This window comes from Rhodococcus sp. MSC1_016, from assembly GCF_023667485.2.
GTDB lineage: Bacteria > Actinomycetota > Actinomycetes > Mycobacteriales > Mycobacteriaceae > Rhodococcus_F > Rhodococcus_F oxybenzonivorans.
On sequence record NZ_JAMOZI020000001.1, the window covers coordinates 756,333 to 778,968 of the forward strand.

At 66.2% G+C, this 22,636-nt stretch carries 21 protein-coding genes; 11 read left to right on the plus strand and 10 right to left on the minus strand.

Going from position 1 to position 22,636, the window contains the following annotated elements:
- Positions 1–17 precede the first annotated feature (17 nt).
- On the plus strand, positions 18–1,190 hold the full coding sequence (locus L1080_RS03510; protein WP_159925214.1) for a cystathionine gamma-synthase: 1,173 nt from the start codon (positions 18–20) through the stop codon (positions 1,188–1,190).
- Positions 1,191–1,262: 72 nt separating this feature from the next.
- Positions 1,263–2,495, plus strand: a complete 1,233-nt coding sequence (ilvA, locus tag L1080_RS03515; protein ID WP_159925216.1) for a threonine ammonia-lyase — start codon at positions 1,263–1,265, stop codon at positions 2,493–2,495.
- Positions 2,496–2,503: 8 nt separating this feature from the next.
- Here the strand turns inward: ilvA and L1080_RS03520 are convergent, their stop codons facing one another.
- Positions 2,504–3,271 carry an FAD:protein FMN transferase gene (locus tag L1080_RS03520; RefSeq protein ID WP_250776311.1) on the minus strand — a complete coding sequence of 256 codons (768 nt, stop codon included), beginning with the start codon at positions 3,269–3,271 and terminating at the stop codon, positions 2,504–2,506.
- Between the two features lie 22 nt (positions 3,272–3,293).
- Positions 3,294–3,485 (minus strand): hypothetical protein, encoded by a 192-nt coding sequence (locus tag L1080_RS03525; RefSeq protein ID WP_250776309.1) that lies wholly within the window; start codon positions 3,483–3,485, stop codon positions 3,294–3,296.
- Between the two features lie 254 nt (positions 3,486–3,739).
- Between L1080_RS03525 and L1080_RS03530 the strand changes: the two genes are divergently transcribed.
- Positions 3,740–5,104, plus strand: a complete 1,365-nt coding sequence (locus L1080_RS03530) for a C40 family peptidase (RefSeq protein WP_250776307.1) — start codon at positions 3,740–3,742, stop codon at positions 5,102–5,104.
- A gap of 76 nt (positions 5,105–5,180) precedes the next feature.
- On the opposite strand, the gene greA is transcribed toward L1080_RS03530, so the two are convergent.
- Positions 5,181–5,675, minus strand: a complete 495-nt coding sequence (greA, locus tag L1080_RS03535; RefSeq protein WP_005238978.1) for a transcription elongation factor GreA — start codon at positions 5,673–5,675, stop codon at positions 5,181–5,183.
- Between the two features lie 227 nt (positions 5,676–5,902).
- On the minus strand, positions 5,903–6,328 hold the full coding sequence (locus L1080_RS03540) for a DUF4307 domain-containing protein (protein WP_109332242.1): 426 nt from the start codon (positions 6,326–6,328) through the stop codon (positions 5,903–5,905).
- Between the two features lie 193 nt (positions 6,329–6,521).
- Between L1080_RS03540 and mca the strand changes: the two genes are divergently transcribed.
- The 3 genes from mca to L1080_RS03555 are packed head-to-tail and all read left to right on the plus strand — an operon-like array spanning position 6,522 to position 9,750.
- Positions 6,522–7,400 (plus strand): mycothiol conjugate amidase Mca, encoded by an 879-nt coding sequence (gene mca / locus L1080_RS03545; protein WP_250776305.1) that lies wholly within the window; start codon positions 6,522–6,524, stop codon positions 7,398–7,400.
- The gene (locus L1080_RS03550; protein ID WP_284708783.1) at positions 7,400–7,717 is read left to right on the plus strand and encodes a hypothetical protein; all 318 of its coding nucleotides are present in this window, start codon (positions 7,400–7,402) and stop codon (positions 7,715–7,717) included. Before mca ends, L1080_RS03550 begins: the two co-directional genes overlap by 1 nt.
- A 17-nt stretch (positions 7,718–7,734) precedes the next feature.
- Complete coding sequence (locus tag L1080_RS03555; protein ID WP_250776303.1) at positions 7,735–9,750, plus strand: thioredoxin domain-containing protein; 2,016 nt, start codon at positions 7,735–7,737, stop codon at positions 9,748–9,750.
- Here the strand turns inward: L1080_RS03555 and trhA are convergent, their stop codons facing one another.
- Positions 9,751–10,422, minus strand: coding sequence for a PAQR family membrane homeostasis protein TrhA (gene trhA / locus L1080_RS03560; RefSeq protein WP_159925224.1), 672 nt, complete (start codon positions 10,420–10,422; stop codon positions 9,751–9,753).
- A 161-nt stretch (positions 10,423–10,583) separates the two neighbouring features.
- Here trhA and L1080_RS03565 point away from each other — a divergent pair, with 161 nt between their 5' ends.
- Positions 10,584–11,351, plus strand: a complete 768-nt coding sequence (locus L1080_RS03565; protein ID WP_159925226.1) for an isoprenyl transferase — start codon at positions 10,584–10,586, stop codon at positions 11,349–11,351.
- Between the two features lie 12 nt (positions 11,352–11,363).
- Here L1080_RS03565 and coaA read toward each other — a convergent pair whose 3' ends face one another.
- Complete coding sequence (gene coaA / locus L1080_RS03570) at positions 11,364–12,296, minus strand: type I pantothenate kinase (RefSeq protein WP_109332232.1); 933 nt, start codon at positions 12,294–12,296, stop codon at positions 11,364–11,366.
- 169 nt (positions 12,297–12,465) lie between these two features.
- On the opposite strand from coaA, the gene L1080_RS03575 reads away from it, so the two are divergent.
- From L1080_RS03575 to L1080_RS03585, 3 genes are all read left to right on the plus strand, one after another.
- Positions 12,466–13,671: a DUF885 domain-containing protein gene (locus L1080_RS03575; RefSeq protein ID WP_250776301.1), complete on the plus strand. Its 1,206-nt coding sequence runs from the start codon at positions 12,466–12,468 to the stop codon at positions 13,669–13,671.
- Positions 13,672–13,751: 80 nt separating this feature from the next.
- Complete coding sequence (glyA, locus tag L1080_RS03580; protein WP_159925230.1) at positions 13,752–15,047, plus strand: serine hydroxymethyltransferase; 1,296 nt, start codon at positions 13,752–13,754, stop codon at positions 15,045–15,047.
- Positions 15,048–15,361: 314 nt separating this feature from the next.
- On the plus strand, positions 15,362–16,729 hold the full coding sequence (locus tag L1080_RS03585) for a PhoH family protein (RefSeq protein WP_109332225.1): 1,368 nt from the start codon (positions 15,362–15,364) through the stop codon (positions 16,727–16,729).
- Positions 16,730–16,840: 111 nt separating this feature from the next.
- Here the strand turns inward: L1080_RS03585 and L1080_RS03590 are convergent, their stop codons facing one another.
- The gene (locus tag L1080_RS03590) at positions 16,841–17,272 is read right to left on the minus strand and encodes a limonene-1,2-epoxide hydrolase family protein (protein ID WP_250776299.1); all 432 of its coding nucleotides are present in this window, start codon (positions 17,270–17,272) and stop codon (positions 16,841–16,843) included.
- A 23-nt stretch (positions 17,273–17,295) separates the two neighbouring features.
- Complete coding sequence (locus tag L1080_RS03595) at positions 17,296–18,900, minus strand: serine hydrolase (RefSeq protein WP_250776297.1); 1,605 nt, start codon at positions 18,898–18,900, stop codon at positions 17,296–17,298.
- 166 nt (positions 18,901–19,066) lie between these two features.
- Here L1080_RS03595 and L1080_RS03600 point away from each other — a divergent pair, with 166 nt between their 5' ends.
- Positions 19,067–19,924 (plus strand): acyl-ACP desaturase, encoded by an 858-nt coding sequence (locus L1080_RS03600; protein WP_208960920.1) that lies wholly within the window; start codon positions 19,067–19,069, stop codon positions 19,922–19,924.
- Positions 19,925–19,988: 64 nt separating this feature from the next.
- Here the strand turns inward: L1080_RS03600 and L1080_RS03605 are convergent, their stop codons facing one another.
- Together L1080_RS03605 and glpX are read right to left on the minus strand one after the other, a co-directional pair.
- The gene (locus L1080_RS03605) at positions 19,989–21,392 is read right to left on the minus strand and encodes a class II fumarate hydratase (RefSeq protein ID WP_250776295.1); all 1,404 of its coding nucleotides are present in this window, start codon (positions 21,390–21,392) and stop codon (positions 19,989–19,991) included.
- A gap of 91 nt (positions 21,393–21,483) precedes the next feature.
- A complete protein-coding gene (gene glpX, locus L1080_RS03610) occupies positions 21,484–22,524 on the minus strand; it encodes a class II fructose-bisphosphatase (RefSeq protein WP_159925240.1) in 1,041 nt (346 codons plus the stop codon).
- Positions 22,525–22,636 lie beyond the last annotated feature (112 nt).

Genomic DNA, 22,636 nt, shown 5'->3' on the forward strand with positions numbered 1-22,636 from the left:
CCACTACGCTGGCCTACATGAGTGAGCAGCGCAGCAAAGCGGACAACATCAGCTGGCAGGGTTTCTCCACCAAGGCCGTGCACGCCGGATTCGACCCCGACCCGCAGACCGGCGCCGTCAACGTCCCGATCTACGCGAGCTCGACGTTCGCACAGGACGGCGTCGGCGGCATGCGTAACGGGTTCGAGTACGCCCGCACGGGCAACCCCACCCGCCGGCCGCTCGAGGCCAACCTCGCAGCCCTGGAGTCGGGCACGTACGGCCGGGCGTTCGGCTCGGGCATGGCCGCCACCGACTGCGTCCTGCGTGCCGTCCTCCGCCCGGGCGACCACCTCGTCATCCCCAACGACGCCTACGGTGGCACGTTCCGCCTGATTGACAAGGTCTTCTCCCAGTGGGGTATCGAATACACCCCCGTACCGGTGTCCGATGTGGATGCCGTGCGCAACGCGATCCGGCCGAACACAAAACTGGTGTGGGTCGAGACCCCCACCAACCCGTTGCTCACCATCGGTGACATCGAAGCGCTCACCGAGGTGGCGCACGCGGCCGACGCGAAGATCGTCGTCGACAACACGTTCGCGTCGCCTTACCTGCAGCAGCCGCTGCAGCTCGGCGCCGACATCGCCCTGCACTCGACCACTAAATACATCGGCGGCCACTCCGACGTCGTCGGCGGCGCACTGGTCACCAACGACGAAGAACTCGACGCGGCATTCGCATTCCTCCAGAACGGTGCCGGCGCCGTACCCGGTCCCTTCGATGCCTTCCTCACGCTGCGCGGCATCAAGACCCTCGCCCTCCGCATGGAGCGGCACAGTGACAACGCCGAAAAGGTCGTGGAGTTGCTCACCGGGCACCCGGCCGTCTCCAAGGTCATCTACCCCGGCCTCGAATCGCACAGCGGTCACAAGATCGCCGAGAAGCAGATGCGTCGTTTCGGCGGCATGATCTCCGTCCGGCTCGCCGGCGGCAAGCAGGCGGCGCTGGACTTCTGCTCGCGAACCGAGATCTTCACCCTCGCCGAGTCGCTCGGTGGTGTCGAATCGCTGATCGAACATCCCGGTGCGATGACGCACGCCTCCACCGCCGGTTCGCTGCTCGAGGTCCCGGACGACCTCGTGCGGCTGTCCGTCGGCGTCGAAGACGCGGCCGACCTCGTGGGCGACATCGAGCAGGCGCTGAAGTAGGCGGCTTCGCCGCCCGTGCGCCTTTTTGGTAGCGGCAACTACCAAAAAGGCGCACGGGGCGCGGAGCGCCCTATGCTGGCCCGCGTGGAATCCGTCACGCTCGAGCAGATCAGGGCAGCCCGTAGGCTGCTGGCCCCCGTGATGCGCCGGACGCCGGTGATCGCATCGAGGGCGTTGTCCGAGCGGTGCGGGCACGAGGTGTCGCTCAAGTGCGAAAATCTCCAGCGCACGGGTTCTTTCAAGCCGCGTGGTGCGTATTACCGGATCGCGAATCTCGCCGAGGAGGAACGCGCGTGTGGTGTCGTCGCCGCGAGTGCCGGTAATCACGCCCAGGGTGTGGCCTGGGCGGCCACCGACCTGGGCATCGCGTCGACCGTCTTCATGCCGACGGGCGCGCCCCTACCGAAACTCGTCGCAACCAAGGCCTACGGCGCGACCGTGCATCTGACCGGTGACACCGTGGACGACGCCCTGGTGGCGGCGAAGGAATTCGCTGCGGAGACCGGGGCGGTGCTGATTCACCCGTTCGACCACGTCGACATCGTGGCAGGGCAGGGGACGGTGGGCCTCGAAATTCTGGAGCAGGAGCCGGACGTCGGCACCATTGTCGTTCCGACGGGCGGTGGTGGCCTCATTGCGGGGATCGCCGCCGCGGTGTCGGAGTTGCGTCCCGACGTGCGCATCATCGGCGTCCAGGCCGAGCAAGCAGCCGCGTGGCCCGCTTCGCTCGCCGAAGGCCGTCCTGTGCCGTTGGCGAGCATGTCCACCATGGCCGACGGCATTGCGGTCGGCCGACCGGGCGACGTCCCGTTCGCGCACGTCGGCACTCAGGTCGATGCCATCGTCACGGTGAGCGAGGACGCGCTGTCCCGCGCCCTGCTGTTGTGCCTAGAGCGCGCGAAACTCATCGTCGAACCCGCCGGCGCCGCGGCGGTGGCGGCTCTGATCAGTTGCGCCCAGGCCGAGCTCGGCCTCACCGGAAAGGTCTGCGCCGTGCTGTCGGGCGGCAACGTCGACCCGCTACTGCTGACCCATGTCGTCAACCACGGGTTGCGCGCGTCGGGACGCTATCTCGGTGTGCACGTGACCATTCCGGACCGACCGGGTGGTCTGGTCGGCCTCCTCGAAGTCGTCAGCGGGAACGGGGCCAGCGTGGTCGACGTTGTTCACTCCCGGACCGGTGGCTCACTCGCACTGGACGAGGTGGAGGTATTCCTCACCGTAGAGACCCGTGGCCCGGGACATCGGCAGGATCTGCTCGACGCGCTCGACGCCGCCGGATACGCCGTTCGGCTGCAGCACTGAGCGCGCCGCTAGTGTGGCCATCCATTGACGGTGCTCACCCGGAACTCCTGATCCACCAGTCGCGCGGGTAGCTTCAGTTCGGCCAGCCAGCTGACGGCGCCGCCGCCCATCGCGACCGCCGCCGTACTGGTCGCGTGGGCGGTGGTGCAGCAGTCGGCCACCACGGACACCGTGCGCCACAACGCCATCGGGTCGGGACGCAAGGGTTTCACGGTGCTGGCGGTCGCCACGCCCGCACCCGACGGAATCGACACCTGGCAGGTGGGGTCGCCCGGCAGGTCTTGAACCTGTATCTGCCACCCACCCGGCGGCGTAGGTCCGGCGGTGGCGATGTCGCCGCCCAGGGCCACCAGCACGCCGCAGCCGAGGAGTTCGGCGGTGGTCGAGGCGCAGTGGTCTGCCGAGCTCGCGCGAGCGGTGGCCGTGAGATCGAGCTGCACTCCCTCGGGCAGCGTCACCTCGGTTCCGTCGACCCCGACCGTGCGCCAGGAGTGGGTGGTGGATGCCGACGTGGGGTCGAGCTTTCCGTCCGTGATCCGTGCCGCAGACAGTGCATCGGCGATGAATCGGGCGAACAGTGGGGTCACGCTGTTCTTCCCGTGCCGGAGAGAGTGGATCTCGGCGTCGGATCGCTCGCGATTGACCGCGGCGTCTGCTGCCGCGAGATAGCCGCGCACCAGGTTGGCGGCCGAATCGAGGGCGCCCGGGGCGGTGACGACGACACGCACGTGCCCACCCCACGTCGACCATTCGGTCGCGCTACGCGCACCGGTCATGCTGTGGTTACTTTCCGCGTCTTCAGAATCCGCTGGACACCGCATCCGGTGTTCCGAAGCCTGCCGAGACGACGGGAGCGGCGACGGCCGCGTCGGACGAAGAGGCGTCCGCGGCGGCCGCGATGCCGCCACCGGCGACCAACCCGGCGATCCCGGCTGCGGCGAGCGCACGCCGAACGGGAAGCAGGCGGGCATTCCGTCGATCTTCACTCATGTCCACCACCTTCCACGACGAACCTGTGAGCAACCTGGGAATCAGTTCGGAGAGCGATGCGAGGCCGGCTCAGAGGGGTGGAGTGCAGTCGGGTCGGGTGGAAACACGCACGCACGGTCGTGTGCGACGGCCCGAAGCCTGCTCACCGCACGAAATGGCTGTTGCCCAAGCTGCCGAATTCGGCCCGCGCCTGCTGTACCCCGTCGTAACGTGAACCTACTCGGTTCGGCATACCGAGGAGGAGGAGCGCACGTATGTCAGTTGATGCAGCGGCGATCATCGTGGCGATCACCACAGCAGCGGGGGCAATGGTTCAAGGAGCAGACATACCGCAGCCAGTGAAAGACCAAGCGGCGGACGCTATCCAAGTTGTAGAGCAAGCTTCTCCCGACGTTCAGAAACAGGTGAACGACGCCATTTCGGCTCTCCCGGAACCAGCACGACAGCAAGCCGAGCAAATGGTCACCGACGCATCCGAGGTGGTGAAGCAGGCGACCGATCCCTATATTCCGGCGCCGCCTGCTGCAGACGCACCGCCGGCGCCGCCCCCGCCGGTCCCCGGACCCGAGCAGGCACTCGTCCTCCCCGACAGTCCGCTCGACCAGCCCCCGGCGCCGATGGCCTCGGGTGCACAAACCGTGATCGGTGGGCTGGCCGCCGTCCCCGGCGTCCCCGCCATCATCAGCGGCCTCGGATCCTTGATTCCCTCGGTTCCTGCCGGATTTCCCGGGGTCTCACTGGCCCCGATCGGAGCCATCGCCGTGTTCGCCCCCTGGATCCGCAAGGCCGGCTCGTTGTGTGAAGGAATCAAACCGCCGACCCTGGCCGCTCTGTACTCGGTCGAGAACGGCTTCAGACATGGGGCGGCCTCGCCGGTGTCGAGGGCGGGTGCCCGCGGACCCGGTCAATTTCTGCCCGGCACCTGGGCCAAATACGGCAAGGACGCGGACGGCGACGGCAAGGTGGACATCAACGGCGTCGCCGACCCGATGATGGCGTCCGGCCAGATGCTGTGCGACCTCCACGCGCAGATCGACGCCTGGAAGAAACAAGGCGTGGTCAAGGGTGACACCCTCGACCTCACCCTTGCGGCCTACAACGCCGGTGCGGGTGCGGTGCGCACGTCGGGCGGCATGCCCGCCGGAAAACCGGACTACGTCCACGAAACCCAGCCGTATGTGGCACGGATCCGGTCGCTCGAAGAATCGTTCGCCCGGATGTTGTCGCCGTTCTTCTACGGTGTCGGCGCCGGGGAGCCGAGCCGGGTGGTCGAGATGGCGATGCGGTTCATCGGCCTGCCGTATGTGTGGGGCGGCGGCAACATCAACGGACCGTCCGGCGGGGGGTTCGACTGCTCCGGCCTCACCTCGTTCGCCGTGTACGCCGCCACCGGCATCAAACTGCCCCGGACCTCGGAGACTCAGTGGCGCGTGGGCGTCGAGATCCCGCTCTCGGAGGCGAAACCGGGCGACCTGCTCTTCGGAAACTGGCAGTCGGGTGGTCCCGGGCACGTGGCGATCTATGTCGGAAACGGCCAGATGCTCCACGCACCCACCACGGGTGACGTAGTGCGCATCGGTGCGGTGTTCTCCGGCATGAAGGCCCGCAGAATCATCTGAGCGCGAACTGCACCACCAAAAAAACTCCGGTCCGGGCGCATCGCCCGGACCGGAGTTCTGTGAAGCAGAGCCGATATCAGCTGTGGTAAGGCTCAGCGCTGACGAGCGTCACCTTCATGCTGCTGCCGTTGGGCAGCGTGTACTCGCGCGTCTCGCCGACCTTCGCCTCGAGCAGTGCCCCACCCAACGGTGAGTTGGGGGAGTAGACCTCGAGCTTGTTGTCGCGTGCGCCCTCTTCGCGGGTGGCGATGAGGAACGTCTCGGTGTCCTTCTCGTCGCCGTCGTAGTAGACCTTCACCACCGAGCCGGGCAACGCCACGCCGGACTGGGTGGGTGCCTCGCCGACCTTCGCGCTGTTCAACAACTCCTGGAGCTGGCGGATACGAGCTTCCTGCTGGCCCTGCTCTTCGCGGGCCGCGTGGTAGCCACCGTTCTCCTTGAGATCGCCCTCTTCGCGTCGCTCGTTGATCTCGGCGGCGATGACGGGTCGATTGGCAATGAGTTGGTCGAGTTCGCTCTTGAGCCTGTCATGTGACTCCTGGGTCAGCCAGGTCACCTGGGTCTCGGTCATCTCGATCACTCCCTCGTAGTTGGAGCCCCCGGGCTCCCTCGACAGACCACTGCAACAGCAGTGATCAACGGCTCGGCGGATCAGCCGGCCGGGGCCGAACACAGATCCACCTTGCCGCCAATGCAGCAATACACGGTTCCAAACCGGAACCGTGTATCAGCCGATTCTAGCACGATCGGAGGTCGGAACTGGCGGAGAACCCGAACGGTCGCTCGGGGAGCGGCTGGTCAGCCGCCGGTGAGATACGCCGGAACGTCCAGGCTGCACCCATACACATCACCCATGGCCGGCGGCTCGGACGTGTAGACGGGGGCCGTGATCTTCACCGTCTGATGTGGCCCTCCGGCGATGTAGACCTCGCGCCGTCCCGTCTCGGATCCGTCCTTGGAGCGTGCACGGACGATGCACACCCCCGGGCGCGAAGGGTCGTCACGGGTGACGGTGAAGGTGATATCGAGCCGCGAGTCGTCGACAAGATCGAACGATGTGGCCTCGCTGTCGATGTCGGAAATCGTGAACCTGTCGTAGGCCGAGAACGCCACAATCACCCCGAGCACTACGACGACCGCGCCGAGCGCCCACGCGATCCAGCGCCTCGGCCGTGCAGGCTTCGCTGCACCTGTGTATCGGCCGGGGGGAAGCGTTCTCGTCATCACTCTGCTCTCACACCGCTCCAGTTCCTCACTGCTTCCAGCACTCGAGCGGGGTCACGGCTGCAAGCGGAACTATCGGGTGGAACTATAGAGGATGTGCGTCGGTGCGCCGTCAAGCGATGGCGGAGGACGAAGAGCGTACGACACGAACAAGCCGGCAACGGCTACTGGCGAAGTTGAGGTGAACGAATACGTGAGCGGATTCCGTCTCATGGCCGTCCATGCCCATCCCGACGACGAGTCGAGCAAGGGTGCGGCGACGACGGCCCGTTACGCCGCCGAGGGCAACGAAGTGCGGGTTGTGACGTTGACCGGGGGTGAACGCGGCGACATCCTCAATCCGGCGATGGACGTGCCCGGCGTGCGAGACCGCATCCACGAGGTCCGCATCGAGGAGATGTCCGAGGCCGCTCGCATCCTCGGTGTCCAGCACCAGTGGCTGGGATTCGTCGACTCGGGACTGCCCGAGGGTGACCCGCTGCCGCCGCTGCCGGAGGGGTGCTTTGCGCTGGTGCCGCTCGAGGTGGCCACCGAAGCTCTGGTCCGGGCCATCCGCGAATTCCGTCCCCACGTCATGACGACGTACGACGAGAACGGCGGTTATCCGCATCCCGATCACATCCGCTGCCACGAGGTGTCGATGGCCGCCTACGAGGCGGCCGCGGATCCGCAGCAGTTCCCCGACGCGGGCGAGCCGTGGAAAGTGCAGAAGGTCTACTACTCGCACGGGTTCATCCGTAAACGTCTCCTGCAGTTCCAGGAGGAGTACGAACGCCGCGGTGAAGAATTCCCGATGGCGGAGTGGCTCAAGAAGTGGAAGACCGAGCAGGGTGATCTGATGGCGCGCGTCACCACGCAGATCACCTGCGGCGACTACTTCCCGCAGCGCGACGACGCCCTGCGCGCCCACGCCACCCAGATCGACCCCAACGGTTCGTTCTTCGCTGTTCCGCTCGAGATCCAGCAGAAAATCTGGCCGACCGAGGAATTCGAACTCGCCAAGACCCGGGTCACCACCTCCATTCCGGAGAACGACCTGTTCGCCGGCGTTCACCCGGACGAGTCGCAGTGATGTCGTTGACGCTCGGTGTCGTCGCCGGGACGGTGGAACTGCTGGCGCAGACGCCCAGCACGCCCTCCGGTCCCGAGTTCGGTAAGGCCTCGCCTATCGGACTGGTGGTCATTCTCGCTCTGCTCGCGGGCGTGGTGCTACTGGTGCGCTCGATGAACAAGCAGCTGAAGAATCTGCCCGAGACCTTCGAACCGGACCATCCCGAACCCGACCAGGAAGCCGACGAGGGCACCGACCGCGGCGCACTGCACGGGGACAACGGGACCACGAGCGGGCCCTCCGGTCCCACCGACAATCCACCGAAGCTGCAGCAGTAGTCGAAGAGGAGCTGGACATGGACCCACGCGCACGCAACACACTCGGCGGGTCCACCAGCCCCTATCTGCGGCAGCACGCCGACAACCCGGTCCATTGGCAGCAATGGGGGCCGGAGGCGATCGAGTGGGCGCGTGAACGTGATGTGCCGATTCTGCTGTCGATCGGATACTCCGCGTGCCACTGGTGTCATGTGATGGCGCACGAGTCGTTCGAGGACGACGCCGTCGCGTCGCTGATGAACGAGCATTTCGTGTGCATCAAGGTCGACCGGGAAGAGCGTCCCGACCTCGACGCCGTGTACATGAACGCCACCGTGGCGATGACGGGCCAGGGCGGTTGGCCGATGACGTGCTTCCTCACTCCCGACGGTGCACCGTTCTATTGCGGGACCTATTACCCGCCCGCGCCACGCGGCGGAATGCCGTCCTTCACCCAGCTGCTCGGCGCCATCGCCGACACGTGGCGGGACCGGCGCAGCGACGTCGACAATGCCGCCGAGTCGGTGGCGACGGAACTGCGCCGCGGAGCCGGCGGCATACCTACTGCGGATGTCGCGGTGGATGCCGCGCTTCTCGACGCGGCTGCTGCTGCCGTGCTGAAGGACGAGGACATTCCACGGGGCGGGTTCGGAGGTGCGCCCAAGTTCCCGCCGTCTGCGTTGCTGGAGGGTCTACTGCGCACCTACGAGCGTTCCGGGAAGGCGAAGGTGCTCGAGACGGTGGAGCGCACGGCGTCCGCGATGGCGCGGGGCGGGATCTACGACCAGCTCGGCGGCGGTTTCGCCCGCTACTCGGTCGACGCCGAGTGGGTCGTGCCGCACTTCGAGAAGATGCTCTACGACAACGCCCAGCTACTGCGCGTGTACGCCCACCTCGGTCGGCGAACGGGTTCGGAGCTTGCGGTCCGCGTCACCGAGGAGACCGCGCAGTTCCTGCTTAGCGACCTGCGTACGGAGAACGGCTCGTTCGCGTCTGCGCTCGACGCCGACACGGAGGGCGTCGAGGGGCTGACCTATGTGTGGACACCCGCACAGCTCGTCGAGGTGCTGGGCGCCGAAGACGGCGAGTGGGCGTCGCATCTGCTGACCGTGATGCCGGAGGGAACCTTCGAAAAAGGCGCGTCGGTGCTGCAACTCCTCCAGGATCCGGACGACTGGGAGCGGTGGGGTCGCGTGCGGAACGCTCTTTTCGCTCACCGTGCGATCCGGCCGCAGCCCGGCCGGGACGACAAAGTGGTCACCGCCTGGAATGGGATGACCATCACGGCGCTGGCCGAGGCCGGTGCCGGACTCGGCAGGCCGGAGTGGATCTCCGCGGCCGCCGAGTGTGCCCGGACGGTGCTGGACCTGCACCTTGTCGACGGTCGCCTGCGCCGCGCCTCGCTGGGGTCGGTGGTGGGCGAACCCGTGGGAATTCTGGAGGACTATGCGTGCCTCGCCACCGGACTCCTCGCGTTGTTCCAGGCGACCGGCGACGCCGAATGGCTCGAACCCGCCGAGGCCCTGCTGGAGCGTGCCTTGCGACACTTCGCGGACGCCGAGCAGCCCGGCAGCTGGTTCGATACGGCGGATGATTCGGAAGTCCTGGTGACCCGTCCGCGCGACCCGGTCGACGGCGCCACGCCGTCCGGTGCCTCGTGCCTGGCCGAGGCCCTGCTCACCGCTGCGGCGGTGGCGGAGGCGGGCACCTCGGCCCGGTATGCCGCCGCGGCCGCCGCGTCACTCGACCGGGTGGCGCTGCTCCTCGAACGGGCACCGAGGTCGGCGGGACACTGGCTCGCCGTGGCCGAGGCGTCGGTGCGTGGGCCGATCCAGGTGGCGGTGGCAACGAACGGCGAGACCGGGCTGCTGGACGCTGCTCGCCGACTCGCTCCGGGTGGTGCGGTGGTGGTCGGAGGTGAACCGGATTCGTCGCCGCTGCTTGCCGACCGGCCGCTGGTGGGGGGCGATTCGGCGGCGTATGTGTGCCGCGGGTTCGTCTGTGATCGTCCGGTGTCGACCATCGGCGACCTGGCCGAGGCGTTGAGCCGGTAATTACTGTCCGAACACGACCAGCCAGACGGCGATGTAGTGGCACAACGCCGCGATCACGGTGGCGGCATGGAAGAACTCGTGATGCCCGAAGGTGGCCGGCCACGGATTCGGCCACTTCGTGGCATACAGCACGGCGCCCACCGAGTACAGGATGCCGCCGATGAGCAGCAACACCATGGGCAGGACCCCGACCTCGGAGGTCAGCTCCGGCGCCACCGGAACGATCGCCCAGCCGAGGAGCAGGTAGAGCGGAACACCGACCCACCGCGGCGCCGTCGGCCACAGCATCTTCAGGGCAACGCCGGCGAAGGCACCGGCCCAGACGACGATCAGCAGTGTGCGTCCGGTGCTCGAGGGCAGGCCCAGCAGCCCGAACGGTGTATAACTGCCGGCGATGAACAGGAAGATCATCGAGTGATCCGCCCGCTTCATCCACGTGCGGGCGGACGTGGTCTTCCAGTGCACTCGGTGATACGTGGCGCTGACCCCGAATACGCCACACACGGTGACGCTGTAGACCGCCGTGGCGACGGCCGCTTCCGCTGACACTCGGAGGCCGGACACGAGGACGAGGACCAGCCCGGCGATGACCGAGATACCGAACGCCCACAGGTGAATCCACCCACGCAGACGCGGCTTGACCGGGAGCTCGTCGAGTCCGAAAGCTGTCACAGGACACCCCTTCTCGCTGTTCGCGACTCGAACCTACGGAACCGTAGGTTCGCTTGTGGGGAGAGCGTACCCGTCGGTAGGACCACGGTGCACCACGTGTGACCGCCATCGCGAATCGCGATCGGCAGCGGCGTACTCTTGGCTGTCATGGTGATCTCCCGGTGAGTGTGCGAGGACTGCTGTACAGCATCTACGAGCGACGGTTGCTCGCGCGGCTCGAAGGTCTGCAGCACCCTCGGCACATAGCGGTGATGTGCGACGGCAACCGGCGGTGGGCCCGGGAGAACGGCTTCACCGACGTCAGTCACGGACACCGGATGGGTGCCCTCAAGATCTCGGAGATGCTGGGCTGGTGTGATGCGGCCGGGATCGAGATGGCCACCATCTATCTCCTCTCGACCGAGAATCTGCGCCGGGACGCGGAGGAACTGGACACTCTTCTCGAGATCATCACCGATGTCGTCGAAGAGATCTCCGGACCGGACAAGAACTGGAGTGTCAAGATCGTCGGTGCGCTGGACCTGCTGCCTGCCGAGCAGTCGCGCCGCTTGCGGGAGGCGGCGGAGCGGACCGAAGGCCGAACCGGCACCCATGTGAACGTCGCCGTCGGCTACGGCGGCCGGCAGGAAATCGCCGACGCCGTCCAGTCGCTGCTCTGCGAGAAACTCCTCGCAGGGTTGTCGGGCGACGAGTTGGTGAAGTCGATCACAGTCGACGGCATCGGCGGGCATCTCTATACGTCGGGTCAACCGGATCCCGACCTCGTGATTCGTACGTCAGGAGAACAGCGGCTGTCGGGGTTCCTGTTGTGGCAGAGCGCCTACTCCGAGATCTGGTTCACCGAGGCGTACTGGCCCGAGTTCCGTCGGGTCGACTTTCTGCGCGCGCTGCGCGACTACGCGGCCCGGCATCGCAGATTCGGCGTCTGAGCGACCACCCGGTTACAGCTTGCGCAGGCGCAGCCGGTTGATCGAGTGATTGGCGTCCTTGCGCAGCACGAGGGTGGCGCGGGGGCGCGTCGGCAGAATGTTCTCCACCAGGTTCGGTCGGTTGATGTTGTGCCAGATTTCCTGAGCGGCAGCGGTGGCGTCGCGGTCCGACAGGTTCGCATAGTGGTGGAAGTGGGCGTTCGGATTGGCGAACGACGTCTGGCGCAGGGCCAGGAAGCGCTGGATGTACCACGCCTCAATGTCCTCGATGCGGGCATCGACGTAGATGGAAAAGTCGAACAGATCCGAGACCATGAGACGCGGACCGGTCTGCAGGACGTTCAAACCCTCGATGATGAGGATGTCCGGCTGGCGCACCAAGTGGTACTGGCCGGGGATGATGTCGTACGAGATGTGCGAATAGACCGGTGCTGCTACCTCCTCGGCGCCCGACTTCACCTCGGTGACGAACCGCAGCAGCTTGCGTCGGTCGTAACTCTCCGGAAAACCCTTGCGGTGCATGATCCCGCGCCGGTTCAGCTCGTCGGTGGAGTACAGGAAGCCGTCCGTCGTCACCAGGTCGACGCGGGGGTGATGTTCCCAGCGGGCGAGCAGTGCTTGCAAGACACGCGCCGTGGTCGACTTGCCGACCGCGACACTTCCCGCGACGCCGATGACGAACGGCACCTGCTGATCCGGATGCTTCTCACCGAGGAACGTCGCGGTCGCGGCGAACAACCGCTGTCGCGCGGCCACCTGCAGGTGGATCAGACGGGAAAGCGGAAGATACACCTCCGCGACCTCTTCGAGGTCGATCTGCTCGCCGAGGCCTCGGAGTCCGTACAACTCCTCCTCGGTCAACACCAGCGGAGTCGACTTACGCAGCGTGCGCCACTGTTTCCGGTCGAATTCGACGTACGGGCTGGATTCGCTTGCCCGGGCCATCAGTTCCGCTCACACTCGAGCGACTGGGGGAGTGAGCCGTCCACGCCCGGAATCTCGGCCGTCGTCGTCGCGCTGGCGAGTAGCGGTTGCATAGTCGGATTGTGCTTGGTGCCACAGGCTGAGCTGTCGGCGGGTCACGCACACGGTTGTCCGACTAAGGTCGATCGACATGGAATCGGATTCGTTGGTTCGCGAATATCTGCTGCTCGGGCTGGGATTCGATCGGCTCGAAGAGGGATTCGTCGATGCGTACACCGGCGACCCGGCGCTGCGCCGGAAGGTCGAGAACGCGCCGCGGCCCGACCCGCGGGAACTGGCACGCACAGCAGCAACCCTGCGTGCGGAATTGCCGTCCGCGGGTCTGTCCGACGAGCGGACGCGGTTCCTCGACGTCCATTTGCGGGCACTCGAATGCTCGGGACGGAAGTTCGCCGGGGACGACGTCGGGTTCGTCGACGAGGTGGAGGCCTATTTCGACGTTCGCATTACACGCGGCGACGAGGAGCAGTACCGCGAGGCGCACCGCAAGATGGACACCGTGCTGCCCGGAACCGGCACACTCACCGAGCGGGTCCATGCCCACCGCGCCGCCGACGAGATACCGGCTGACCGGTTGAAGGACTGCGTCGACGCCTTCTCGAGCGCCCTGCGCGACCTGGTGCGCGAGCACTACGCCCTGCCCGAAGCCGAGGTCGTCGAGTACGAGGTGGTCGGGGACAAGCCGTGGTCGGGGTTCAACTACTACCTCGGAAACTACCGCTCCACGGTCGCCATCAACTCCGACCTGAAACAGCACATGGCAAATCTGCCTCGGCTCATCGCGCACGAGTCGTACCCGGGCCATCACACCGAGCACTGCCGTAAGGAAGCCGGACTCGTCGGCGCGGGGCAGCTGGAACAGACGCTGTTTCTCGTCAACACCCCGCAGTGCCTCATGGCGGAGGGTCTTGCCGACCTCGCGCTCGAATCCATCGTCGGTGAGAACTGGGGTCTGTGGGCGCAGGAAATCTACGCCGACCTCGGACTGCGATTCGACGGTGAACAGGCACAGCGACTGTCGGCGGCGTCCGGTCAGCTGCTCGGTGTCCGCCAGGACGCTGCGCTGATGCTGCACGACGAGCGCCGCAGCGCGGACGACGTCGCCCTGTTCCTGCAACGGTGGAGCCTGTCGACCCCCGAGCGGGCGCGGCAGTCGCTGCGCTTCCTGTCCTCGCCCCTGTGGCGGGCCTACACCAGCACCTACGTCGAGGGATACCGCCTGCTCGGCAGCTGGCTGGCGGAGGTCCCGGTGGGCGCGGAGCGGTCGGAACGGTTTCGTCGGCTCCTCGACGAACCCCTCGTTCCCAGTGCCCTCCGCCCCGTGAGTACTTCTTAACACTGGGCGGTTGTCAAGTACGCACGGGTTCTTCGTAGACTGGGGGCATTCGTTTCCGCATCCAGCTTGGAGATTCCTCGATGACCGCTGTGCCCGGTACCGACGTCAACACGGCCCCCCTCGCCGAACTCGACCCCGAAGTCGCCCAGGCCATGGCTGGTGAGCTCGCCCGTCAGCGCGACACCCTGGAAATGATCGCCTCGGAGAACTTCGTTCCCCGCGCGGTGCTGCAGGCTCAGGGCAGCGTGCTGACCAACAAGTATGCCGAGGGATACCCGGGTCGCCGTTACTACGGTGGCTGTGAGCACGTCGACGTCATCGAGGACCTCGCGCGCACTCGTGCCAAGGAACTGTTCGGCGCCGACTTCGCGAACGTCCAGCCGCACTCGGGCGCGCAGGCCAACGCCGCCGTCTTGATGGCGCTGATGAACCCGGGTGAGAAGCTCCTCGGCCTCGACCTGGCGCACGGCGGCCACCTCACGCACGGCATGAAGCTGAACTTTTCCGGCAAGCTCTACGAGGTCGAGTCGTACGGGGTCAGCAAGGAAGACCACCGTATCGACATGGACGAGGTCCGCAAGATCGCTGTCGCCGCGCAGCCGAAGGTGATCGTCGCCGGCTGGTCCGCCTACCCGCGGCACGAGGACTTCGCGGCATTCCGGTCCATCGCCGACGAGGTCGGCGCATACCTGTGGGTCGACATGGCGCACTTCGCCGGCCTGGTGGCCGCCGGCTTGCACCCGTCGCCCGTCCCCTACGCCGACGTCGTGTCGAGCACCGTCCACAAGACCCTCGGTGGTCCCCGCTCCGGCCTGATTCTCGCCAAGCAGGAATGGGCGAAGAAGATCAACTCGGCCGTCTTCCCCGGACAACAGGGTGGACCGCTCATGCACGCCATCGCCGCCAAGGCCGTGTCGCTGAAGATCGCCGGCACCGACGAGTTCAAGGACCGTCAGCAGCGCACACTGACCGGCGCGAAGATCCTCGCCGAGCGCCTGACCGCCTCCGACGTGTCCGGCAAGGGGGTCAGCGTCCTCACCGGCGGCACCGACGTGCATCTCGTGCTGGTCGACCTCCGCAATTCGCAGCTCGACGGCCAGCAGGGGGAAGACCTTCTCCACGAGGTGGGCATCACCGTCAACCGCAACGCAGTGCCGTTCGATCCCCGCCCGCCGATGGTCACCTCCGGGCTGCGCATCGGCACCGCCGCGCTCGCGTCCCGCGGGTTCGGTGACGAGCAGTTCACCGAGGTCGCCGACATCATCGGTACGGCTCTGGCCGGTTCGTCCGACGTCGAGTCACTGCGCGACCGCGTGACCAAGCTGGCCGCCGACTTCCCGCTGTACGAGGGCCTCGAGGACTGGCGCCTCATCTAGGCGGCTCCGCCGCCCGTGCGCCTTTCTGGTAGCTGGAGCAACCAGAAAGGCGCACAGGCGCCGCAGGCGCCTTCTCCGCGTAACCCGATGTTCACCGACACGCCCGCCGCTCGCACGGCCGTCCGGCGTGTTTGGCAGTACCGTCGGAAGTAACAGGCAGCGGGGAAGTTGCTTGTACGGGAGGTCCTGATCGTGACTGGAACATTCAGTACGAGGGGGCCGGCGCCCGGCCCTCGTGTGGTTTGACACACCAGGGACGGACCGGTCCAGCGAACCGAGTTTGCGTGGGTGCCGCGCAGACCTAGGAGCCTCACGTGACTGCATCACGCTCCGTCTCAGCCCGATCAGGACGTACGTCCGCAGCCTCCGGCAAGAACTCGGCTTCGGGAGTTCGTACGTTCGTATTGGACACCTCCGTATTGCTGTCCGACCCCTGGGCCGTCGCCAGGTTCGGCGAGCACCGTGTCGTGCTTCCTCTCGTCGTCATCAGTGAACTCGAGGGGAAACGGCACCACCATGAGCTGGGATGGTTCGCACGCGAATCGCTGCGCATGCTCGACGACCTTCGCCTGGAATACGGTCGTCTCGACCAGCCCGTGCCGATCGGCACGGAGGGTGGCACCCTGCAGGTCGAGCTCAACCACACCGACCCGTCAGTGCTTCCGGTCGGATTCCGCACGGACAGTAACGATTCCCGCATCCTCGCCTGCGCCCTGAATTTTGAAGCGGAGGGCAGCGACGTCGTTCTGGTCAGCAAGGACATCCCGCTCCGTGTCAAGGCAGGGGCGGTGGGTTTACCCGCTGACGAGTACCACGCTCACGACGTCGTTCCCTCCGGCTGGACGGGTATGGCGGAGCTCGACGTGGCGTCGTCGTCGATCGACGAACTCTTCTCCGAGGGTGTCGTCGACCTGGAGGAGGCGCGGGAGCTGCCGTGTCATACGGGAATTCGGCTTCTGGGTGGTTCGTCGAGCGCCCTCGGCAGGGTGAACGCCGACAAGCGGGTGCAGTTGGTGCGAGGCGAACGGGAAGCGTTCGGCCTGCACGGACGCTCGGCCGAGCAGCGCATCGCCCTCGACCTTCTCATGGACGACAGCGTGGGCATCGTGTCGCTGGGCGGCAAGGCCGGAACCGGCAAGTCGGCGCTGGCGTTGACCGCGGGACTCGAAGCAGTGCTCGAGCGTCGAACTCAGCGGAAGGTCGTGGTATTCCGGCCGTTGTACGCGGTGGGCGGTCAGGAACTCGGGTACCTGCCGGGCAGCGAGAGTGAGAAGATGGGCCCGTGGGCCCAGGCCGTGTTCGACACCCTCGACGGCCTGGCGAGCCCCGAGGTGATGGAAGAGGTCATCAGTCGCGGGATGCTGGAAGTTCTTCCCCTCACCCATATTCGGGGACGGTCACTGCACGATTCGTTCGTGATCGTCGACGAGGCGCAGTCCCTCGAGCGTAACGTTCTGCTCACGGTGCTGTCCCGGCTGGGAACAGGATCGCGCGTGGTTCTGACGCACGATGTGGCTCAACGCGACAACCTGCGGGTCGGGCGCCATGACGGTGTCGCGGCGGTGATCGAGAAGCTGAAGGGCCACCCGTTGTTCGCCCACATCACGCTGACTCGCAGTGAGCGTTCGCCGATCGCAGCACTCGTGACGGAGATGCTGGAGGAATTCGGGCCCACGCCGTAGCTCCTGGCTAAAGCGCCGTAGCTCCTGGATAAAGCTCGAGGTCCGCCCAATGTCGCATCGGAACAGAAGAACTGGACCGAATGGGACATTGGGCGGACGCTTCGGGCCGGATCAGAACATTCGAACCAGTCCCTTCAGCGTGCCCCACAGGAATGCCCGGTTGCTGAAGTAGTCGCGCCAGACGAGGATTTTGCCGTCCTCGATCTCGAAGGTGCCGCACACCCAGAATTCGGTGCGCAACCGATTCCAGATGAGGATGTCGGTGCGTTCGGTGAGCACTGCCGTTCCTTCGTCGGCGATGTGATGCAACCGGACATCGAACCCGACACCGGGCCTGCTCATCCCCCGGAGTATCCGCATCACCGACTCTATCCCGCGAATCTTGGGCAGAGACACGTTGTGCCACACGATGTCCGGGTGCAGATACTGGCGGGCGGTATCCGGGTCGCCGGCAACGAGGGCGTCGAGGAATTCGCGAACCACGCGAATATTGGCGGTGTCGGACGGTGAAACCGTATCGATAGACTGTGAAGTGGGTTCCATGGTACTTCCTGCTCGAAGTGAGTTCAGCGAACGAACGTTCCCTGACCATCTGTGTTGTAGTACTCCAGAATTAGACTGTTGCCCGCGAACGTTGCCTCCGACACTGTGCCGGGCGGGGCGTTCTCGCCGCTGGGCCTGAACGTGAAAATGCTTCCGTCCCAATGCTCGAGTGGGAAGGTCTGCCCCGCGGGTCCGAGTTGCAAGGTGAGTTGACCGTCTTTCTCGCTGACGACGGCCGGACCCCAGTAGGCGTTGTTGTACGTTCCTGTATACGTGGGAAGTGGCTGCGCGGGAGCGGGGTTGGTGGGCGCGTCCTTGCCGACGAGGCTGCCCTCTGGGTCGAGCATCGGGGAAATGGCTTGGTAATACAGATCCCTCCACTCTTCGCGGATCTCGCCGTACTGGACGAGATCGGCGAATTCTGCGGTCAGGGTTTCGGGAATTCCGGTGGGCGAGCCGTTGGTCAGGGCGACGATCGCGACGTCGGCCGAGGGGATCGCCACGAAGTTGGTGGCGGCCCCGAGTTGGAAGGCACCCGAGTGGCTGAGGGAGACCCGGCCGGCAGAAGTGGTCGACACGTTGAAGCCGTATCCGTAGAACCCTGGACGCGCGTCGAGGGAGCTCGGGGGACTCGATACGATCTGCGGACTGACCGCGGGGAGTAGGGCTTTCGAATCGACGATTTCCTTGCCCTCGAACATGCCGTCGCCCAGGAGCATGGTGAGCCACTTGCTCATGTCGTTGACGGACGAGCTGACGCCGCCGGCCGGTGACTGAGCGTCGGGGTCGCGGACGGCGTCGGCGACGTACTTGCCGTCGACGAGCTGATGGCCGATGGCACGGTTACTGCGCGCCTGGAAGTCGGCGAACCGGGAACTGGTCGAGTCCATCCCGAGTGGTTGGTAGATCGCCCGTTCGGACAGCGTCGCCCAATCCGTTTCGGATGCCGCGGCCACCGCTTCGGCGGCGGCGGTGACCCCGAAGTTGGTGTATTCATACGTGATACGGAACGGATTGAGCGGCTCGAGCCGAAGCTTGTCGAGTACCTGCTGCTGGTTGTTGCCGAGATCCTCGAGTCCGTCACCGGCGTGATCCGGCAAACCAGAGCGGTGCGAGTACAGATCGCCGACCGTGACGTGCTCGGTGACCCAAGGGTCTGCGAGCGCAAAACCCGGAAGCTTCGAGACCACGGTCGTGTCCCAGCCGACCACGCCGGTCCCCACCTCGTGCGCGACCACCGTGGACCCCACCGACTTCGACAGCGATGCCAGTTGGAAGACGGTGTCGGCGTCCACCATCTCGTCGGTGCCCTCTTCGCGTACGCCGAATCCCTTCGCATAGACGGTTCGCCCTCCGTGCACCACCGCGACCGCCATTCCGGGCACGTGTGTGCTGTCCATGAGATTCTTCACCAGGTCGTCCAGGCGTCCGACCGCGTCGTCGACTCGGCCGTCGGGTATGTCGACGCCGGAGACGGTTGCGGGATTGGCCGGCTTGTCCCGGGCGGTTGTCGACGCGGGAGAACTGGCGGTGTCGGTGGACGGCTCATTGTCGGTGCACCCCGTGACGAGCGACCCGGCCAACAGGACAGCGAAGAACAGTGTCATCGAGTTCCCACGTCTGCGCATTGGAGGTCCTCTGCTCGGGCCGGCGAAAATCGGGAACTCTCAGCGTAACCACGAAGCTCGGTGACCTGGGGCTTTTCCGCCGATCCGGGCTCGGGTCCGGGCTGGGCGAGCCGGTGACCGCGTGCTCGAGATTCCTGCGCGAGCACGCGGACGCTACGGTATGCGAATGCCGACTGAATTCACGGACAAGCACCTTCTCACCGAACTGGCTCCTGTGGTCGAGGAGAATCTCGCTCGTCACATCGCCGAGGCCGACGGCTGGCTGCCGCACGACCTGGTCCCGTGGGACCAGGGTAAGAACTTCGCATTCATGGGTGGCACGGACTGGTCGGCCGATCAGTCCACCCTGAGCGAGGTGGAGGCACTTGCACTCACCGTGGGCGTTCTCGTCGCCGACAACGTGCCCGCGTACCACCGGGAGATCGCCAAGCACCTGGCCATGGTGGGCCCGTGGTGGCGTTGGGTCGGCCGCTGGACCGCAGAGGAGAACCGGCACTCCATCGTGCTCCGGAACTATCTGATGGTGACCCGCGCGGTCGATCCTGTCGCACTCGAGCGCGCTCGGATGGACGAGATGGTGCGTGGATACGCCATGCCGCCGATGCACCTGCTCGAGATGCTCGCCAACTCGGCATTCGAAGAGAAGGCCGCGGCCGTCCGGCACCAGAACACCGCCGCCCTCGCCGAGGACCCGCTGGTGGCGTCGATCGAAACGCGGCTGGCCGCCGACGACGAACTGCAGTCGGTGTTCTACCGCAACGTCGTCGAAGCCGCGTTCGCAGTGGCGCCCGAACAGATGGTGCGCGCCATCGCCTCGCGGATCGACGCATTCGACGTGCCGAGCGTGGAGTTGCCCGGTGGGAAGAACAGCACTGCGGTGCTCGCCGAAGCCGGCATCTACGATCCCGCACACCAGCGCGAGAAGGTGTTCGCACCGCTTCTCGCGGCGTGGAACATCGCCGGCCGCTCCGACCTCGGGACCGAGGGCGAGAAGGCCCGCGAGGAACTGTCCGCACTGCTGTAGGGAACGGTAACGAAGGTGGCCCGCACTCCGAGGAGTGCGGGCCATCGTCATGTCTGGCTGGAGGTCAGTCCTTGACCTTCGCCATGGCGAGCACGTCGAGACGCTTGTCCAGCTCCTCCTCGCTGAGTTTGTCACCGATCAAACCGCGGTCGACGACGGTCTCCCGGATCGTCTTCTTCTCCTTCAAGGCCTGCTTGGCAACGGCGGCCGCCTCCTCGTATCCGATCGCCGAGTTCAGGGGCGTGACGATGGACGGCGAAGACTCGGCGAGGGTCCTGAGGTGATCGGTATTGGCTACCAGGCCCGCGACACACCGGTCGGCGAACAGCCGCGTGACGTTGGCGAGAAGGGTGAACGATTCGAGAACGTTCCGGGCCATCATCGGGATGTAGACGTTCAACTCGAATGCGCCCGCAGCCCCACCCCAGGCGACGGCGGCATCGTTGCCGACTACCTGGGCAGCCACCTGGGTGGCGGCCTCCGGGAGAACCGGATTGACCTTGCCGGGCATGATCGAACTTCCGGGCTGCAGGTCGGGAAGCCGAATCTCGCCCAAACCGGTGAGCGGACCCGAACCCATCCAGCGGATGTCGTTGGCGATCTTGGTGAGGGATACAGCAATGGTGCGCATCGCCCCGGACGCCTCGACGAGACCGTCTCGCGCCGCCTGCGCCTCGAAACTGTTCTTCGCCGGCGTGAGCGCGTCGATGCCCGTCGCCTTGACCAGTTCGGCCACCACTTTGGGTCCGAAACCGTCCGGGGCGTTCAGGCCGGTGCCGACCGCGGTGCCGCCGATGGGCAGTTCGCCGAGCCGTGGAAGACACGCCACGATGCGTTCCATGCCGGCTTCCATCTGCCGGGCGTACCCCCCGAACTCCTGACCCAGCGTCACCGGGACTGCATCCATGAGATGGGTGCGTCCCGACTTCACGACCGTCTTCCACTCGGTGGACTTGTCGAGAAGGGCCAACCGGAGGTGGTCGAGGGCCGGGATCAGGTTCTTCACCGCCGCCTCGGTCGCGGCCACATGAGTGGCGGTGGGGAAGGTGTCGTTCGACGACTGCGACATGTTGACGTCGTCATTGGGGTGGACGACGACACCCGCTGCGGCGGCGATCGAGGCGATCACCTCGTTGGCGTTCATGTTGGAGCTGGTTCCGGAGCCCGTCTGGAAGACGTCGATGGGGAACTGGTCGTCGTGCTTGCCTTCGGCGATCTCACCTGCCGCTGCGATGATCGCGTCGGCCTTCTCGGGATCGAGGAGCCCCAGGTCCTTGTTGACCTGCGCGCACGCCGCCTTCAGGAGGCCCATGGCGCGGATCTGGGTGCGTTCGAGACCTCGACCACTGATCGGGAAGTTCTCGACGGCGCGCTGCGTCTGCGCGCGCCACAGCGCGTCCACGGGGACCCGCACCTCACCCATGGTGTCGTGTTCGATCCGGTACTGCTGCTCGTTGCTCTCCGTCATGGGTCAAACATTGCCACTTCCGGACGCTGCGCGCCCGTGCGCCGTTGTGGTTGCAGGAGCTACCAGAAAGGCGCACGGGCGGCGAAGGCGCTCAGAAGGACGGCGGAACCGCCCCGTCCTCACCGTCGAAGTCGACGGACGAGTACTCACGAAGCTTCTCGAGGCGGTGGTACGCGTCGATCATGCGGACGGTTCCCGACTTGGATCGCATCACGATGGACTGGGTGGACGCGCCGCCACCGTAGTAGCGGACACCACGCAGCAGGTCGCCGTCGGTGACACCGGTGGCGCAGAAGAAGACGTTCTCGCCGGACACCAGGTCTTCGGTGGTCAGCACGCGGTCGAGGTCGTGACCGGCGTCGATGGCCTTCTGGCGCTCGGCGTCGTCGGTGGGAGAGAGCCTGCCCTGCAGCGAACCACCCATACAGCGCATGGCCGCGGCGGCGATGATGCCCTCCGGCGTACCGCCGGTGCCGAGGAGGATGTCGGTGCCGGACTCGGGCCGGGCCGCGGCGATGGCGCCTGCCACGTCACCGTCCGAGATCAGGCGGATCCGGGCGCCGGTCTGACGGACCTCGTGGATGAGTTCGGCGTGCCGGGGACGGTCGAGGATGCACACGGTGATGTCCGAGACCGAAGCCTTGCGGACCTTCGCGACCCTCTTGATGTTCTCGGCCACCGGCGCGGTGATGTCGATGACGTCGGCGGCGTCGGGGCCGACCGCGATCTTCTCCATGTAGAACACGGCCGACGGGTCGAACATGGCGCCGCGCTCTGCGACAGCAAGGACGGAGATGGCGTTGGGCATGCCCTTGGACATCAGTGTGGTGCCGTCGACGGGGTCGACCGCGAAGTCGCAGTCGGGGCCGTCGCCGTTGCCGACCTCTTCGCCGTTGAACAGCATCGGCGCCTCGTCCTTTTCGCCCTCGCCGATGACGACGACGCCGCGCATGGAGACGCTGTGCACGAGCTGACGCATGGCGTCGACGGCGGCTCCGTCGCCACCCTCCTTGTCGCCACGGCCGACCCAGCGACCGGCAGCCATTGCACCAGCCTCGGTGACTCGGACCAATTCGAGAGCAAGGTTTCGGTCCGGGGCCTCGCGGCGTCTCGATGTGGTGCTGGCCGTCATGGGCAGTGCCTCCTGATGCAGTTCCGGTCGACGTTGTACGTCGACGCTGTGCCGGTCGGCCTGTCGGCCGCCGACTGTCGAGTGAATCTCAGGGCTGATTCTCCCAGAAAGT

Excerpts from the sequence above, each read along its gene's own strand:
- L1080_RS03605 (WP_250776295.1), bottom strand. The coding sequence starts at position 21,392 with ATGACGGAGAGCAACGAGCAGCAGTACCGGATCGAACACGACACCATG.
- greA (WP_005238978.1), bottom strand. The coding sequence starts at position 5,675 with ATGACCGAGACCCAGGTGACCTGGCTGACCCAGGAGTCACATGACAGG.
- L1080_RS03555 (WP_250776303.1), top strand. The coding sequence starts at position 7,735 with ATGGACCCACGCGCACGCAACACACTCGGCGGGTCCACCAGCCCCTAT.
- L1080_RS03540 (WP_109332242.1), bottom strand. The coding sequence starts at position 6,328 with ATGACGAGAACGCTTCCCCCCGGCCGATACACAGGTGCAGCGAAGCCT.
- L1080_RS03520 (WP_250776311.1), bottom strand. The coding sequence starts at position 3,271 with ATGACCGGTGCGCGTAGCGCGACCGAATGGTCGACGTGGGGTGGGCAC.
- glpX (WP_159925240.1), bottom strand. The coding sequence starts at position 22,524 with ATGACGGCCAGCACCACATCGAGACGCCGCGAGGCCCCGGACCGAAAC.
- L1080_RS03575 (WP_250776301.1), top strand. The coding sequence starts at position 12,466 with ATGGAATCGGATTCGTTGGTTCGCGAATATCTGCTGCTCGGGCTGGGA.
- coaA (WP_109332232.1), bottom strand. The coding sequence starts at position 12,296 with ATGGCCCGGGCAAGCGAATCCAGCCCGTACGTCGAATTCGACCGGAAA.
- L1080_RS03590 (WP_250776299.1), bottom strand. The coding sequence starts at position 17,272 with ATGGAACCCACTTCACAGTCTATCGATACGGTTTCACCGTCCGACACC.
- L1080_RS03600 (WP_208960920.1), top strand. The coding sequence starts at position 19,067 with ATGCCGACTGAATTCACGGACAAGCACCTTCTCACCGAACTGGCTCCT.
- glyA (WP_159925230.1), top strand. The coding sequence starts at position 13,752 with ATGACCGCTGTGCCCGGTACCGACGTCAACACGGCCCCCCTCGCCGAA.
- ilvA (WP_159925216.1), top strand. The coding sequence starts at position 1,263 with ATGCTGGCCCGCGTGGAATCCGTCACGCTCGAGCAGATCAGGGCAGCC.
- L1080_RS03595 (WP_250776297.1), bottom strand. The coding sequence starts at position 18,900 with ATGCGCAGACGTGGGAACTCGATGACACTGTTCTTCGCTGTCCTGTTG.
- L1080_RS03525 (WP_250776309.1), bottom strand. The coding sequence starts at position 3,485 with ATGAGTGAAGATCGACGGAATGCCCGCCTGCTTCCCGTTCGGCGTGCG.
- L1080_RS03530 (WP_250776307.1), top strand. The coding sequence starts at position 3,740 with ATGTCAGTTGATGCAGCGGCGATCATCGTGGCGATCACCACAGCAGCG.
- L1080_RS03510 (WP_159925214.1), top strand. The coding sequence starts at position 18 with ATGAGTGAGCAGCGCAGCAAAGCGGACAACATCAGCTGGCAGGGTTTC.
- L1080_RS03550 (WP_284708783.1), top strand. The coding sequence starts at position 7,400 with ATGTCGTTGACGCTCGGTGTCGTCGCCGGGACGGTGGAACTGCTGGCG.